We start from the raw sequence: 15,350 nt of genomic DNA on the forward strand, positions 1-15,350 counted from the left end.
TAACGATCGCAACGGATATGGATACAGGAGGGGATTACGGTGAACGAATGGAAGCAACGCTGGATAGACGAAGTGGAAAAACGTCAGGACGAATTGTTGGGCTTGTGCTCGAAGCTGATTCAATTCCCGACGGAAAATCCGCCTGGGGACTCGCGTGACATCAGCCAATTCATTATCGATTACTTGGCCGAGGCCGGCATCGAGACGAAGGTGTATGACGCCGGGGATAACATGCTCAATCTGATTGCGGCGATCGGCGATGAGTCCGCATCGGAACGCCATTTGATCTATTGCGGCCATACCGATGTCGTGCCGGCAGGCGACCGCTCCCGCTGGGACTTCGATCCGTTCTCCGGCGAAGTGCGGGACGGCTATGTGCTCGGACGCGGGGCCAGCGACATGAAATGCGGCCTGGCCGGGCTGATCTTCAGCGTCAAGCTGCTGAAGGAGCTGAATGTTCCGCTCAAGGGCAGACTGTCGCTGCTAATCGTGCCGGATGAAGAGACCGGCGGGCATCTCGGCGTGCCGTGGGTGTTCGAGCGGAAGCTGATCCACGGGACGGCGGCGGTCATCGCCGAGCCGTCGCACCCGCTGCATCCGACGATCGGGCAGAAGGGAAGCTGCTGGTTCAACTTCACGGTGACAGGCACGCCGGGCCACGGCAGCCTGTCGCCCATCCTCGGCGACAATGCGATTATGAAGGCGGCCGCAGCCGTTCAGGCGCTGCAGCAGCTGCATCATTATCCGGTGGAGCTCCCGGAAGAAGTGAAGGATATTATCGAAGTGACGAAGCGCTATATCGCGGAAAAAGAAAATGCCGATTTCTCCGCCATCATCGATCGCGTGTCGGTCAATGTCGGCCTGATCGAGGGCGGAACGAAGACGAACGTCGTGCCTGACCGCTGCACGGTCAGCGTCGATACCCGCCTTCCGTTCGGAGTCGAACCGGCACAGGTTCTGGCCGAGGCGAAGCGGCTGCTGGCCGAGATCGGCATCGAGACGGAGCTTCAGCCGGAAGGCTTTCAGGGGCTGGCGAACTGGACGCCGCCCACCGATCCGATCGTGGAGGAGCTCGTGCAGCATATTTGCGACGTGAAGCAGGAAGAAGGCTATGGCGTCCTGCAATGGGCTTCCAGCGATGCGCGGCATTTCCGCCGCGCCGGCATTCCGGTGCTGCAATACGGCCCTGCCGAGCTGTCCACCATTCACGGCTTCAACGAGAAGGCGCCGGTGAAGGACGTGGTCGACGCGGCCAAGGTGTACACGCTGACGGCGCTCAGCTACTTGGGTGGTGAGTAAGATGGAACCGGTGCTGGCCGTCGAAAAGCTGGAAACGGAATTTGTCACGAACGGGGGCGTCTTCAAGGCGGTGGACGGCGTAAGCTTCCAAGTGCACCAAGGCGAGACGCTCGGCGTTGTCGGCGAATCGGGCTGCGGCAAAAGCGTTACCTCCCTGTCCATCATGGGCCTTCTTCCGAAGAAAATCGGCCGCGTGAAGGGCGGGCGCATTCAGTTCCACGGGAACGACCTGCTGCAAGTCCCGGAAAAGCAAATGAGGTCCATTCGCGGCAACCGGATCGCGATGATCTTCCAGGAGCCGATGACGTCGCTCAATCCGGTGTTCCGGATCGGCGATCAACTGGCCGAGGCCATTCAGCTCCATAAGAAGCTGAAGCGCAAGGAAGCGATGCGGCATGCCGTCGACATGCTGCGCAAGGTCGGCATTCCGCATCCCGAGTCGGTGGCGCAGGAATATCCGCACCAGCTCTCGGGCGGGATGCGCCAGCGGGTCATGATCGCGATGGCGATGTCCTGCAATCCGGAGGTGCTGATCGCGGATGAGCCGACGACGGCGCTTGACGTGACCATTCAAGCGCAAATTTTGGATTTGATGCGGCAGCTGCAGGAGGAAGAGAAGACGTCCATCCTGCTCATTACCCACGACCTCGGGGTCGTCGCCGAGATGTGCCACCGCGTCGTCGTCATGTACGCGGGGCAGGTCGTGGAGGAGGCGGATGTGGACACGCTCTTCGAATCTCCGCGGCATCCGTATACGCAGGGGCTGCTGGCCTCGCTGCCGCAGCTCGCCGGGGAGCAGGAGCGGCTGGAGTCGATTCCCGGCACGGTGCCAAGTCCGCTGCAGATGCCGCCGGGCTGCCGCTTCGCCCCGCGCTGCAAATACCGGACGGAAGCGTGCGATCAGGCGCAGCCCGAACTGACGGAGTTGGGCGGCGGGCACCGCTGCCGCTGCCTGCTCGTCGAGAAGGGGGTGGCGCGATGACGGCATTGCTGCAAGTGCGCAATCTGAAAAAGCATTATCCGATTCGCAAAGGGCTCCTCAACAAGCAGGTCGGCTCCGTGAAATCGGTGGATGGCTTAAACTTCGATATCTATGAAGGCGAGACCTTCGGCATCGTCGGCGAATCCGGCTGCGGCAAGTCGACGACGGGCCGCTCCGTCTTGCGCCTGATTGAACCGACGGAGGGCGAAGTCTGGTTCCAGGGACGGAATATTATGGCGCTCTCTCCGAAGGAGCTGCGCCAGCTTCGCCCCGAGATGAGCATGATCTTCCAGGATCCGTACGCGTCGCTGAATCCGCGCTGGACCGTGCAGCGCATCCTGGAGGAGCCGCTGCAGACCCATCTGCCGATCCGGTCCTCGGAGCGGAAGCAGCGCGTGCAAGAACTGATGGAGCGGGTAGGGCTGTCGGCATTTCAAGCGAACCGTTTTCCGCATGAATTCTCGGGCGGCCAGCGGCAGCGCGTCGGCATCGCCCGCGCCCTGGCGCTCAACCCGAAGTTCATCGTCTGCGACGAGCCGGTCTCGGCGCTGGACGTCTCGATTCAGTCGCAGGTGCTCAACCTGATGCAGGATTTGCAGGAGCAAGAGAAGCTGACCTATATGTTCATTTCTCATGATTTATCGGTCGTCAAGTTCCTGTGCACGCGGGTCGGAGTTATGTATCTAGGCAAAATGGTCGAGCTGGCGCCGAAGCGGAAGCTGTATGCGAATCCGCTCCATCCTTACACCAAGGCGCTCATGTCGGCGGTTCCGGTGCCGAACCCGAAGGCGAAGAAGGAGCGCATCGTCTTGTCCGGCGAAGTGCCAAGCACCAAAAATCCGCCGCAAGGCTGCGCCTTCCACCTTCGCTGCCCGATTGCGTCGGAGCGCTGCCGCACTGTCCAGCCGGAATGGCGGGAGGCGGATGAAGGGCACTGGGTGGCCTGCCATCATATTTAAGGGTTAAGGCATCCCTGTCTGATTCCGGCCCGGCAGAGAGGCTGATCGGGTGCGCTGCAACGTAACTATGATATCGACAACTATGACATCGAGCGGAAAGGGAGAGAAAATCATGGCTTTACTGCAAACGTTGCGAATCTATGAAGCGGTAGACAATGCATTTACATCCGGCGAGGCGGTGAAGGAGCTGTTCAAGCCTTATCCGCTGGCCGAAGTAAGCGTGCAGCGGGTTCATGGCGAGAAGGGATTTACGGATTTCATCCGCATCCTTATCCCGGGGACGGAGGGCAAGCACGGAGGCGGACAAGCGCCGAGCTTCGGCATCGTCGGCCGGCTGGGCGGCTTGGGCGCGCGGCCGCAGCGCATCGGGCTCGTCTCCGATGGCGACGGCGCGATTGCGGCGCTGGCAGCCGCATTGAAGCTGGCTGACATGAGCGTGAAGGGCGACCGGTTACAAGGGGATGTATACATTACGACCCACATCTGCCCGGACGCGCCTACGCTGCCCCATGAGCCGGTCGATTTTATGGATTCGCCCGTGGATATTGCGACGATGAACGAATACGAGGTGCTGGACGAGATGGAAGCGGTCTTGTCCATCGATACGACGAAAGGCAACCGCGTCATCAATCATAAAGGAATCGCTATTTCCCCGACGGTGAAGGAAGGCTACATCCTGCGCGTCAGCGACGATCTGCTTCGGATCATGGAGATGACGACCGGACAGCTTCCGGTCACGTTCCCGGTGACGACGCAGGACATTACGCCGTACGGCAACGGGCTGTATCATATTAACAGCATCCTGCAGCCTTGCGTAACGACCGCCGCGCCGGTCGTCGGCGTCGCAATTACCGCCCAATCGACAGTGCCCGGCTGCGGGACGGGGGCAAGTCATGAAGTCGATATCGCGCTTGCCGCGCGCTTCGCGGTGGAGGTCGCCAAGGAATTCACGAATGAAGTCTGTTCCTTCTATAATAAGGAGGAGTTCGAGCACATGCTTAACCTGTATGGGCCGATGAATGCGCTGCAGACGTTGGGAAAAAAGGTGCAAGCTTAACCCTGCGAGGTCATTCGCCGTGTGGCTTGAGGCCCCGCCGCAAGAGAGAAAGGAGGCTGCCGGGATGGAACGAAGCGACAGCCGGCAACGCGTCAAAATAGGTCTCATTACGATAGGACAAGCGCCGCGAACGGATGTGCAGCCATTGATTGAGCGCTGGCTGGCCCCTTGTGCGGATGTGATCCAGCTTGGCGTGCTCGATGGCATGGCTCCGGCGGAGATCGAGCGCGAGCTTGGCCCGCAGCAGGGCGAATTCGTCCTGACGACACGGTTAGCTGACGGTCAAGCCGTCGTCTTGTCCGCGGCCAAAACGGAAACAGTAATGCAGCGCTTGATCGACGAGTGTGAACGGCAGGGCTGCCAAGTCATCATTCTGCTCTGCACCGGCGCCTTCCGCCATCTTGCCGCTGAACGGGCGTTGTTGATTGAACCGGAACGGATACTGACGCCTGCGATTGCGAAGCTGGCCGGCGGGACGCAGCTTGGCCTGATCATTCCGCTGGCGGAGCAAGCGGAGGAGATGCGCCAGAAATGGGGCGCGTTCGGCGCCTCGATTACGACGGCAGCCGCTTCTCCCTACACGGCGACGCGGGAGCAGCTTGCGGCCGCCGCACAGGAACTGAGAGCTGCCGGCGCCGGAATCATCGTGCTCGATTGCATGGGGTACACGCCAGAGCATCAGCGGATCGCCAGAGAGGCGAGCGGATGCTTCGCGCTGTTGTCGAGCAGCTTGCTGTTCAAACTGATAACAGAATTGTGCGAGTAAAGGTTAGAATGACGGTAATCAACGGATGACAACCGCCTGTTGTTTGCGGAAGCAAGCAGCGGGCGGTTTTTGGGTTGCCTGCTAGTACCTGCTCCAAGGCCGCTCTGTTTTGGAAAGGATCCGCCTTCTCCGCTCTTCGCTTCACTATCCCCTCGGTTCAGACTGATGGGGGCAGTGCGGGATGACTGCATTTCTAAGTATAGGCAGCGAGGGAAGGGGCAACACGGAATATAGGGACGTAAAAGACGGCGGCGGGCCAAAGGGCGGAAGAGAGATGCGGCAGAATATCCTGCAAAAGCGCAGTATTTTTCGTGATTTGAGACGCTATTGGATGAAATTCCTGCATAAGCGCATCAATTTTCCTGATTTTCAATGGAAACCCATTGTCATGGCTAAAATTCCTGCAGTTTTGCAGGAACCTCGGTAACGGAGTAAACGTCACAAGGAAAAACTGCGTATTTGCATTTTTTCGGCAAGTCGAGCCTGTGAGAAGGAGTACGGCAAGCCGCTCCTATGAGAAGAAGTTCGGCATTGCGAGCTGAGAGAAGAAGGGGGCTGTCGCCCTGAAGCTAAAACTGCTTCATGGGACAGCCCCTGGAAGATGCGTTCAAGTTATGGCGTCCACCAGTTGCCGGAGACGACGATCAGGCTGAGCAGGCGGATGCTGTTCCCGAAGTAGGTATCGCCGTTGGTCGATTTCGAGGTCGTGTTGCTCCATAAGGAATTGAGCCATGCCTGATTGCTGGAATCGATCATGGCGCTGACGGCGAACGGAGTGGAGAACGGAAGATCATAGTACGAGACGAGCGGGCTTCCGTTCAGCTTATATCCCGCGCGGATGTTCGCCGGTTTGCTGCCGGTGCTGCTCTTGATCCAGCTATTCAGCTTCGTGAGCTGCGCCTTCGCGCGGGTATCGCCCGTCAAGATGTAGTCGGTCGCAATTCTCCACGGCGTCCGGCAGGAGTTGTAATAGTAGTTGCCGTCATTCGGCGTTTCCAGGTAGGTTCCGTCGGCGGGTTTATAGCCGCTGGATTCTTTGGTCGCGAAATCCGGCATCAGCCCGGTTGAGCTGGAATAGCCGGAGAACAACTGCTGAATGATCGTATAGGTCTGATTCAGCACATTGTCCCAACGCGAATCTCCGGTCGCCGCCTTGAAGGCGCGGAGATGATTGAGCATAAAGTCGGACGGCCGCGTTCCTTTGCCCCACTTCGAGTCCGAATCGGAAGCCCAGTCTCCGAGCTTCAAATGCCAAGTTTTCTGGTTGACCTCGCTTTGCATGATGGCATTGATAAGGTTGACCGCTTCCGCGCGGTAATTGATGCCGCTGGAGCTGCCCCATTGCTTGTCGGCCAGCAGGAGCGCATAGGCCATATCCATGTCGCCATCGGTGGCGGCATCCGAGCCGGCTTCCGTATTATTGACGATGGCGGAGCCGTTATCGATCTGCTGCCAGGCCATCAGCTTCGGGTTAATCTCGCTCGGGTTCGCCTTGTAGAAGCGGTACAATCCGTCAAAATAGGTTTTTGCATTGGCGTCATGCCCTGCCATATAGGCGGTAATGAGCATGCCATATCCATTCGCTTCGCTGGTTGTGACGGCATTCGGGTACTTGTCATCGGATTCGCCGTTTAAGTTGTAATGAACGAAATATTGATTGCTGACATACGGGTTTTTCTTTAAATATCGGGCCTTCCATTCGTCGTACAGCCGCTTCACTTCGTTGTCCATCTGGCTCTGGCTCACGTTATTCGGCTTAATGACCCCTGAAGCGTACGATTGGTGCTGCGGGAACGGACGATTGACTGTGGCGGCAGACGCCGTCTTCTCGGACAGGACAAACAGGGTTTGAACCGAACCGAGAAGCAGGGTAAGGCAGAGAAACCATTTTACTGACTTTCGCAAGGCAAGACGACTCCTTTCAATTTATAAAGTTGAAGCGACTCAATTTTCACGCATGAAAATTAAATCGGTTTCACTTTAAGTTATGCCGATGGCGATAACTTCATGATTGCAAAGCATTGCGCAGAGGAAAGCCATCTGGACCGGGAGGAAAGTGGCAAGTCAAGCAAATCTGGATAATCAGGTAAGCAAATCAAACAGATTAGTTGAGCAAGTCAAAAAAGGTAAGCAAAGCAAATGGTTTCAGCCAATCGAGCAAGCAATCGAATCAAATATCACAATAGATCACAATGAACCAAATGAATCAAATGAATCAAGCGAATGCAGTCTCACACGAAAATATAAGCGATTTAACTTTTGGTGCCGAAAACAAGGGCGTGTATGAATCAGAGGTATTTTTTTCAATTATAATACGAGCCCATCAAAAAGAAAAGAAAAACTTAAAGCGCTTACATAATCTTAAAATGATTCCCTTTATTCCCCGAAAATGCGATCCGAAAAAAAAGCCGAATTTAACGACATAAATCCCTAAATTTTGAAAAAACGATTTCATGTTATAGAATATAATGGAAAATGTTTGTATAATAAGGAGGAATTGATTTCCTTCTCCGAAGGAAGCTGTTATGAAGACGACACCGATTTTGTATATGGTTGTTCCTTGCTATAACGAAGAGGCGGTGCTTCCCCTCACGATGCAGACCTTGACCGGCGTGCTGTCCCGCTTGGTTCAGGAGCGCGCCGTCTCCGCCGAGAGCCGGATATTGCTGGTCGATGACGGCAGCAGAGATGCGACCTGGCTGACCATCGTGCAGGAACGGGAACGGAATCACTGGATTGCCGGATTGAAGCTGTCCCGCAATGCCGGACATCAGAAGGCGCTGCTCGCCGGGCTGATGTATGCCAAAAATTTTGCCGATTGCGTCGTCTCCCTTGACGCCGATCTGCAGGACGATGTCGCCGTCGTGAGGCAATTCGTCCAGCATTTCCGCGACGGCTGCGATATTGTGTACGGCGTAAGGGACAACCGGGATAACGATACGTATTTCAAGCGGTGGAGCGCCGAGTTTTTCTATAAGCTGATGCGGCGGATGGGCATTCCGCTTGTCTACAATCATGCCGACTACCGGCTGATGAGCCGCCGTGCTCTCGACTACCTGAGCCAGTTCCCCGAGTCCAATCTGTTCCTGCGCGGGATCGTGCCGCTCATCGGCTTCCCGTCTTCCGTCGTTCCTTACCGGAGACTGGAGCGGGCTGCGGGCGAGACCAAATATCCGCTCCGCAAGATGCTGTCGTTTGCCTGGGACGGCATTACGTCATTCAGCATGAAGCCGATGCGGGTCGTTACCGCGCTTGGCTTCGTCAGCCTGGGCGCAAGCGCGCTGGCGGGCCTCTACGCCCTCCTGTCCAAGCTGCTGGGACAGACCGTGTCCGGATGGACTTCTCTGATGCTGTCCGTCTGGTTCGTCGGAAGCGTCCAATTGCTGGGCCTGGGGGTGGTCGGGGAATACATCGGCAAGATCTATTCCGAGGTCAAGCGGCGCCCGCCTTACATCATTGAGCAGGTGCTGGCGGACAAGCCGGGGATCGAGCAGCCGGTCCGGGCCAATGGAACGGGGTGGGCCGAGTGAACGGCGCGAAGCTGGCCGTGCGGGGCGGCGCCCGCCTGTTCGGCCGCTATGCCGCCGTCGGGGCCGTGAACACGCTGGTCGGGCTCGGGACGGTGTATGTGCTGCTGTATGCCGGCTGGAGCCATTTTCACGCGACATTCGTTGGCAACTCGGTCGGCGTAGGAGTGAGCTTCATTCTGAACCGGCGCTATACGTTCCGCTATCGGGGGCAATGGCTGCCAAGCTTGCTCCGGTTCATCTCCATAGCCTTGCTCTGTTACGGGCTGGCGTACCAGGCGCTGCATCCCGCCATGTCTGCATTGGCGTCCCTGCTGCTGCCCGCTTGGGCCTCGCCTTGGAAGCCGTATGCGGCCGTATTGGGGGAAGCGGCGGTCTATACCGCTGCCTCGTTCCGGCTTCACCGGGGCGTCACGTTCGCCCGGGCAAGCGGCGGGGACGACGATACCCCGCCTGTCGAAGCCGGCGTCAAATAGCAAGCAAGCATAGCGATTTCCACACGGGAGGGTGATTCATGCATGAAGCAGAAAGACTGGGTAACGTGGGGAGCCATGGGAATAGGCGCGCTTATTCTCATCGTAATTCTGTTCATTCCCCCGTTCATTGGAGTCGCGAACAATGGCGATTTCGAACGGATTGTGGGCAGCGGCGGCATTGCCCCGCTGAGCGACAAGTTCACCTATGAACAAAAATATTTCGGATACAGCCACTCGCGCTATGACTACGGCCCCTTCTCCATAAACTATTGGTCATCCCAAGCGCTGTTCGTCTTCCTGGCCGGGCTGCTCGGGCGGGCATGGAGTTCCGCTTCGTTTCCGCTGGAGGCGATGGGGGCGATCTATGCCGCCCTGCTGCTGGCGGCGTTGTTCCTTATTGTCCGATACGCCTGTTCCGGTCAGCGCTGGCTGCAGGTGACCGTGGCCCTCTGCCTGCTGTTTATCTTTTTCGATATTGGCTATGTGGCGTATTTTCAATCTTTTTTCGGCGAGCCGGTCTCCCTCATCTTCCTGCTTCTCGCATCCGGAACGTCCTTCGTGCTGGCATCGCGGCGCAAGCCTTCCATCGGTTGGCTCGTTCTGTTCTTCATCTCTGTCCTGATTCTATCCGCATCCAAGCTGCAGAATGCGCCGATCGGCCTCGTCTTCATCCTTTTCGCTTTCCGGATATACCGGAAGCGCCCGGAGCGGAGCTGGAGGAGCACGGTCATTGCCGGCTCGGCCTCGATACTGGCGATGTCCGTATTGGTGTATGCCTATGCGCCGCAGGAGCTGAAGCAGATTAACCTGTACCAGACGATATTTTACGGAATATTGAAGGACTCGCCTCATGTGGAGAGAGATCTGGCAGAGTTGGGCATCCCGGAGAAGTTCGCCGTACTCGCCGGAACGAATTACTTCCAGAAGGATGTGCCGATCCGGCAGGACGATCCGGAATTAACGGAGCATGTCTACTCCCGGCTCGGGCATGTCGATGTGGCCGCCTACTATCTGCGCCATCCCGGGCGGATGATCGATAAGCTGGAGGCCGCTTCGTCTCAAGCCGCGATGATTCGGCCGTACTATCTGGGCAACTATGAGCAAGAGGCCGGCAAGCCTCGGGGCGCCCTGTCGTATACATACAGCGTCTGGAGCGAGACCAAGAAGGATCTGCTCCCGCAGCGCTTCGCTTTTTATCTCGTTTTTTTCCTTCTATATATAGGTGTCGCGCTCAGGGAATATACTCGCAGACGCTATGGGAAGCATGTGGTCGATGCGGCGCTGGTCATCGGCTTCGTTGCCATTATCGCGGTGGCGGTCCCGCTGGTGGGGGACGGCGAGGCGGATTTGGGCAAGCATTTGTTCCTGTTCAACGTCAGCTTCGACATGATGATCATCGTATCGGTCGTCTGGGTGATAGCCCAGATTCGCAGAATTTTTGACCGATCCCCCGAATTGCATTGATGAAGCGCAGGCAACATGGCGTTGAGGGCCGTATGCACCCGCTGGCATATGACCTTGTTCCTAGCGAATCGTTCAAAAATAAGGATATTGTAGATGCGACAGCCGGTGATGCCGGCCGCATCTACAGTTTAAGGGGGCACGGGATATGAACGTTGACGTGAGAGACATCGCCCGCCATCGATTCACTGGTGTCATGTGGAAGACCGTATCCGAGGATTGCAATCTCGCATGTGATTACTGCTACTACAGTTCCTGCCAGGGTCGGCCTGGCCATACGATTCAGCGGATTGACGACGATGTGCTCGACAAGTTCATCCGCCAATGGATGGAGCAATCGCAGGGGGTGGCCTCCTTTGCTTGGCAAGGAGGGGAACCGCTGCTCGCGGGCAAGCCCTTCTTCGAGCAGGTCGTCCGGCTGCAGGCGGCCTATGCGCCGCCGCGCACGGTGATCAGCAACGCGCTGCAGACGAACGGCACCCTGCTCAATGCGGAATGGGCGGCCTTTTTCAAGCAATATGCCTTCCTGATCGGGGTTAGTCTGGACGGTCCGCAGCCGATACACGACAAGCACCGCGTCACCGGATCGGGAGCCGGCTCCTATCAAGCCGTCATGCGCGGCATCGATCATTTGCGCCAGGCAGGCGTTGACTATAATATTTTGACCGTCATCCACGAGGACAATGTAGGCGAGGCGGCCGCGCTGATGGATTTCTTCGCGGCGGAGCGGTTTACGCATATCCAGTTCATACCGTGCATGGATTTCCGCTCTCAGCACGTCGATGCGCCCGGCATCTATACGATCGCGCCGGAGCAGTACGGACAATTTCTATGCGAAGCTTTCGATAAATGGTACAACGGCGGGGAGCCGCTCTTCTCCGTCCGGATGTTCGACAACGTCCTTCAGGCCGAATTGGGCCTGGATCCGGAAATGTGCACTCATCGCGAATCCTGCCCCTCGTCGCTCGTGCTGGAGCCGAACGGGGACGCCTACCCGTGCGACTTCTTCCTGCACGACCGCTACCGGCTGGGCAATGTCGGCACCGACCGGATGGCCTCCTTGTCCCGCCATCCGAGCTGGCAGCAATTTCATCAGATGAAGCAGGATGTGCCGGATGCTTGCCGCGCATGCGAATATTGGCGCTACTGCCATGGCGGCTGCCCGCGCAACCGGATCGGCCGGGACGGTGTATGGGGAGGCCATACCGACTATTTCTGCGAGAGCTACCGGATGCTGTATGCGCATGCGGGAGAGCGCATCACTACGCTTGGCCGGAAGATCCGCCTGCAGGAGCTGCTGCGGCTCCGGGGGAGCGGCCGCCCGCTGCCCGGCCGCAATCAACCTTGCGTATGCGGCAGCGGACGCAAGTTCAAGCAATGCTGCGGGCCGCTGCTGCCGTAGGCTGCCCGCTTCCAAGAACAAGAGGCGATGCCCGGATGGCATCGCCTCCTATGTATACTACCACTTCATCCACAAGTCGCCTTTCCAGGTGAACACCTTGCCCCAGCGCTGCTTATTCCCGTCGTAGCGAACCTCTGACACATTCACCATCTGCGGGGAGAGCGCGCCTACCTTGCGGCCATTGACTTGGTCATACAACGCCGTCTTTTCCTTCAGCTTCGCCTTCTGCTTCTCCTGGCTTGGGGATATGACCCAGGCCTTGCCCTTGTAAGTGTGAAGCTGATACCACACGAACCCGGAGTCGTCGACCTGTTCATTGATTACGTTTACGGTCTGGCGGCTGAGCACTCCAAGCCTCTTGCCGTTTACTTTATCGTAGAAGACCGTTTTGTCGGGCAGGTCGATCGTCTTGTAGGAAGCGTTCGGATCCTTGAAGTAGCCGTATCCGATCCAGGTCAATGCTCTGTGCCAGGTCCGGTTGTCTTGATCCACGACCGATTCTTCGATATTGATGACCTGGGGCCCCAACGCTCCCAACTTCTTCCCGCCCGGAAACGTATAGAACGGGACGGACTCATCGAGATCGACTTGCTTCGTCGGCTTCCCGACCGTGCCTGGAACCGCGTGTCCCTCAGAATCCGCGGCCCATGCCGCCGCAGCCGAGAAGGCGCTTAGGACTGCAGTCAATGCCAACACTGCCGATAATTTCTTCATCATTGAATTCTCCTCTCTCATGGTTATACAATGGTATGGTTTACAGCGATGAGATATACGTGACGCCGTCTATCTCATACTTGCTTGTACACTATGTAACCGTGGGCAATTCGATTTGAAACAGGGCCTTCCCGCTGGTTAAATAGAAGGAGAGGGAGGAGATTGCATGAAAAAAGGATGGAAATGGCTGGGGAGAACGATTGCCTTCCTGATCTTATTCGTGATTATCGCAAGCGTTGCTTTCATATTCTATATTAGGCCGGAGGACAAGATTGGGTGGCCGGGCCATGTCGAGGTATCGATCCTCGGCAAGCTGGAGCAGATGGTGAAGAACCGTTCCTTGTCCCTGCAATTGAATGAGGACGAGATCAATGCGCTGGCGGTGCAAGGGATGCAGAAGACGGAGCCGTATCGATCGTACATGAAATTGTGGAAGCTGGACGGCATGCGGATTCATCTGCAGCCGGGCGGCCTGGAGGCGCAGGTCCAGATGGAGCCGTTCCCGGGCATCCGGGCCGAGGTGAACATTCTCTATGAGATGGAATGGAACCCGGAGCAGCAGAGCGTGCGCGCGGTTCCGCAGTCGGTGCGCTTGAAGGGCTGGGAGATTCCGGAGTCCTGGCTGAACCTGAAGCCGATGGAATTCCCGATCGCGGCGGAGCTGCCGGATTGGGTGAAGGTCAAAAAGTTCGATTTCCATGCCGACGGCTGGGTAATGAAGCTGGGGCTGTCCTTGATCAGGTAACAACGCCCGCCGCGCGCCATCCAAGGAAGACCGTCCATCGAATGCATCGCTTTCCTGCGCTGGATAACTGTTCCCGAATTGGGCAGTAATAAAAACGCAGGGGACCGGCAACCGGCTGCTCCAGAGATTTTGAACCAGGACAGAGGAGTGATGTAGAGATGACAGTCGGATGGTGGGTAGCGGTTCACGCCATCATTATGCTCGGCCTGGTGGCGCTGCTGTACCGCATGCAGCGCAAGCATGTTTCATTTACGAAGCGGGTATTCGCGGGTCTTGGTCTCGGAGTTGTATACGGGGCGGTGCTGCAGTGGCTGCATGGCCCGGACAGCGCCGTGGTGGAGCAGGCGGCGGACTGGTTCGAGATCATCGGCGTCGGGTATGTACGGCTGCTGCAAATGGTCGTCATGCCGCTCATTATCGTATCCATCATTTCCGCCATCATTCATGTGAAGGCCAAGGCGGGGGTAGGCAAGATGAGCGCCTCCATCATCGGCATCTTGATCGGCACCACTGCCGTGGCCGCCGTGGTCGGCATCGTCACGGCCCTCGTCTTTCAGCTCTCTTCATTCGAGATTGAAGCGGGCAAGCAGGAGATTGAGCGCGGCAATTATTTGGACAGCAAGCTGGGCGAAGTCAGCGAGATGACGCTGCCGCAGCAAATGATTGAATTCATTCCGGCCAATCCGTTCCTCGACATGACGGGACAGCGGCGGACCTCGACGATTGCCGTCGTCATTTTCGCCGCCTTTGCCGGCGTTGCCGCGCTTGGCGTGATGCGCAAGAAGCCGGATACAGGGGCCGCCTTCATGTCCCTTATCGACGCGCTGCATGCCGTCGTCATGCGGATGGTCACGCTGGTGCTGAGGCTGACCCCTTATGGCGTGCTGACGCTGATGGCCGTCGTGGTCGCCACGACAACGCCGTCGGAAATATGGAAGCTCGGGAAGTTCGTCATCGCTTCGTATGTGGCGATGATTATTATGTTCTGTCTGCATCTGCTGCTCATGGCGCTCTCTGGCATTTCGCCGCTCCGGTTCGTGACCGGCGCGCTGCCGGCGCTCGTCTTCGCGTTCACCTCCCGCACGAGCGCAGGATCGATACCGATCAACGTCGAGATGCAGGTCAATCGGCTCGGCGTGCCGGAGAGCTTCGCCAACTTCAGCGCCTCGTTCGGCGCCTCGATGGGGCAGAACGGCTGCGCCGGCATCTATCCGGCGATGCTGGCCGTGATGATCGCCCCGAGCGCGGGGATCGATCCGTACAATCTTGGATTCCTTCTGCAATTGGTTGCGGTGGTGGCCATCAGCTCGTTCGGCGTCGCCGGGGTCGGGGGAGGAGCGACCTTCGCCGCGCTGATCGTGCTGTCCTCGATGAACTTGCCGGTGGCGCTGGCGGGGCTGCTGATTAGCGTCGAGCCGCTGATTGACATGGGGCGGACGGCCTTGAACGTGAACGGCTCGATGACGGCCGGCGTTCTGTCCTCCCGCTGGCTCGGCCAATGGAACCGCAAGCGGTTCTACGAGGAGCGTCGGTCCCATCGCGAGGATATATAGCGATTGATGCCTATGGGAAATATGAACAAGCTTTCACACTTTTTTGCCCGCAAATGCGATACAATACAAAGGACGCCTTCTTCGTCGGAAGGCGTCCTTTGTTGCATGGAGAGGCAGGCTCGGCTGCGCGCTGCCTCGCTATGGCGCTCTTCCTCCCGTGAACAAAGAGATAATGAACAGAATCAGGAACAGGAAGAACAAGAACTTGGCAATGGACGCCGCGGCCTCCACAATGCCGAAAAACCCGAATATCCCGGCTACAATCGCGATAATCAAAAAGATGACGGACCATCTTAGCATCGGTTTCCACTCCTTTGGCAGATTAATGGGTCTAATGATTGCATGGATGCTCACCGGCCGATGGATCCACTGTGAAGTTAAGGATGAATAACCGGCCTCCAGCCGGAAT

At 57.6% G+C, this 15,350-nt stretch carries 15 protein-coding genes; 12 read left to right on the plus strand and 3 right to left on the minus strand.

What is annotated here, in order from left to right; translation table 11 throughout:
• Window positions 1–39 precede the first annotated feature (39 nt).
• The 6 genes from ABD76_RS05165 to ABD76_RS05190 all read left to right on the plus strand — a co-directional run bounded on the left by ABD76_RS05165 (window position 40) and on the right by ABD76_RS05190 (window position 5,490).
• A complete protein-coding gene (locus tag ABD76_RS05165; RefSeq protein ID WP_197254796.1) occupies window positions 40–1,299 on the plus strand; it encodes an ArgE/DapE family deacylase in 1,260 nt (419 codons plus the stop codon).
• Between the two features lies 1 nt (window position 1,300).
• Entirely contained in the window at window positions 1,301–2,281 is a 981-nt protein-coding gene (locus tag ABD76_RS05170; RefSeq protein ID WP_197254798.1) for an ABC transporter ATP-binding protein, read from the plus strand.
• Entirely contained in the window at window positions 2,278–3,240 is a 963-nt protein-coding gene (locus ABD76_RS05175) for an ABC transporter ATP-binding protein (protein ID WP_197254800.1), read from the plus strand. Before ABD76_RS05170 ends, ABD76_RS05175 begins: the two co-directional genes overlap by 4 nt.
• 112 nt (window positions 3,241–3,352) lie before the next feature.
• On the plus strand, window positions 3,353–4,297 hold the full coding sequence (locus ABD76_RS05180; RefSeq protein WP_197254801.1) for a DUF1177 domain-containing protein: 945 nt from the start codon (window positions 3,353–3,355) through the stop codon (window positions 4,295–4,297).
• 64 nt (window positions 4,298–4,361) lie between these two features.
• On the plus strand, window positions 4,362–5,063 hold the full coding sequence (locus ABD76_RS05185; RefSeq protein ID WP_197254802.1) for an AroM family protein: 702 nt from the start codon (window positions 4,362–4,364) through the stop codon (window positions 5,061–5,063).
• A 181-nt stretch (window positions 5,064–5,244) separates the two neighbouring features.
• Complete coding sequence (locus tag ABD76_RS05190) at window positions 5,245–5,490, plus strand: hypothetical protein (protein ID WP_197254803.1); 246 nt, start codon at window positions 5,245–5,247, stop codon at window positions 5,488–5,490.
• Window positions 5,491–5,675: 185 nt separating this feature from the next.
• Here ABD76_RS05190 and ABD76_RS05195 read toward each other — a convergent pair whose 3' ends face one another.
• Window positions 5,676–6,968, minus strand: a complete 1,293-nt coding sequence (locus ABD76_RS05195; protein ID WP_197254804.1) for a family 8 glycosyl hydrolase — start codon at window positions 6,966–6,968, stop codon at window positions 5,676–5,678.
• 620 nt (window positions 6,969–7,588) lie between these two features.
• Here ABD76_RS05195 and ABD76_RS05200 point away from each other — a divergent pair.
• From ABD76_RS05200 to ABD76_RS05215, 4 genes are all read left to right on the plus strand, one after another.
• Window positions 7,589–8,593 carry a glycosyltransferase family 2 protein gene (locus ABD76_RS05200; protein ID WP_197254805.1) on the plus strand — a complete coding sequence of 335 codons (1,005 nt, stop codon included), beginning with the start codon at window positions 7,589–7,591 and terminating at the stop codon, window positions 8,591–8,593.
• Window positions 8,590–9,066 carry a GtrA family protein gene (locus ABD76_RS05205; RefSeq protein ID WP_197254806.1) on the plus strand — a complete coding sequence of 159 codons (477 nt, stop codon included), beginning with the start codon at window positions 8,590–8,592 and terminating at the stop codon, window positions 9,064–9,066. Before ABD76_RS05200 ends, ABD76_RS05205 begins: the two co-directional genes overlap by 4 nt.
• Window positions 9,067–9,108: 42 nt before the next feature.
• Window positions 9,109–10,530, plus strand: a complete 1,422-nt coding sequence (wsfD, locus tag ABD76_RS05210) for a glycan biosynthesis hexose transferase WsfD (protein ID WP_197254807.1) — start codon at window positions 9,109–9,111, stop codon at window positions 10,528–10,530.
• 145 nt (window positions 10,531–10,675) lie between these two features.
• Window positions 10,676–11,929 (plus strand): anaerobic sulfatase maturase, encoded by a 1,254-nt coding sequence (locus ABD76_RS05215; protein WP_197254809.1) that lies wholly within the window; start codon window positions 10,676–10,678, stop codon window positions 11,927–11,929.
• A 57-nt stretch (window positions 11,930–11,986) separates the two neighbouring features.
• On the opposite strand, the gene ABD76_RS05220 is transcribed toward ABD76_RS05215, so the two are convergent.
• The gene (locus tag ABD76_RS05220; protein ID WP_197254811.1) at window positions 11,987–12,643 is read right to left on the minus strand and encodes a hypothetical protein; all 657 of its coding nucleotides are present in this window, start codon (window positions 12,641–12,643) and stop codon (window positions 11,987–11,989) included.
• A 166-nt stretch (window positions 12,644–12,809) separates the two neighbouring features.
• On the opposite strand from ABD76_RS05220, the gene ABD76_RS05225 reads away from it, so the two are divergent.
• Window positions 12,810–13,388, plus strand: a complete 579-nt coding sequence (locus tag ABD76_RS05225; RefSeq protein WP_197254812.1) for a hypothetical protein — start codon at window positions 12,810–12,812, stop codon at window positions 13,386–13,388.
• Window positions 13,389–13,546: 158 nt separating this feature from the next.
• On the plus strand, window positions 13,547–14,941 hold the full coding sequence (locus ABD76_RS05230; protein ID WP_197254813.1) for an L-cystine transporter: 1,395 nt from the start codon (window positions 13,547–13,549) through the stop codon (window positions 14,939–14,941).
• A 138-nt stretch (window positions 14,942–15,079) separates the two neighbouring features.
• Here ABD76_RS05230 and ABD76_RS05235 read toward each other — a convergent pair whose 3' ends face one another.
• A complete protein-coding gene (locus ABD76_RS05235) occupies window positions 15,080–15,241 on the minus strand; it encodes a DUF1328 domain-containing protein (RefSeq protein WP_197254814.1) in 162 nt (53 codons plus the stop codon).
• Between the last annotated feature and the right edge of the window lie 109 nt (window positions 15,242–15,350).

Source organism: Paenibacillus dendritiformis (assembly GCF_015845845.1).
Classification (GTDB): domain Bacteria; phylum Bacillota; class Bacilli; order Paenibacillales; family Paenibacillaceae; genus Paenibacillus_B; species Paenibacillus_B dendritiformis_C.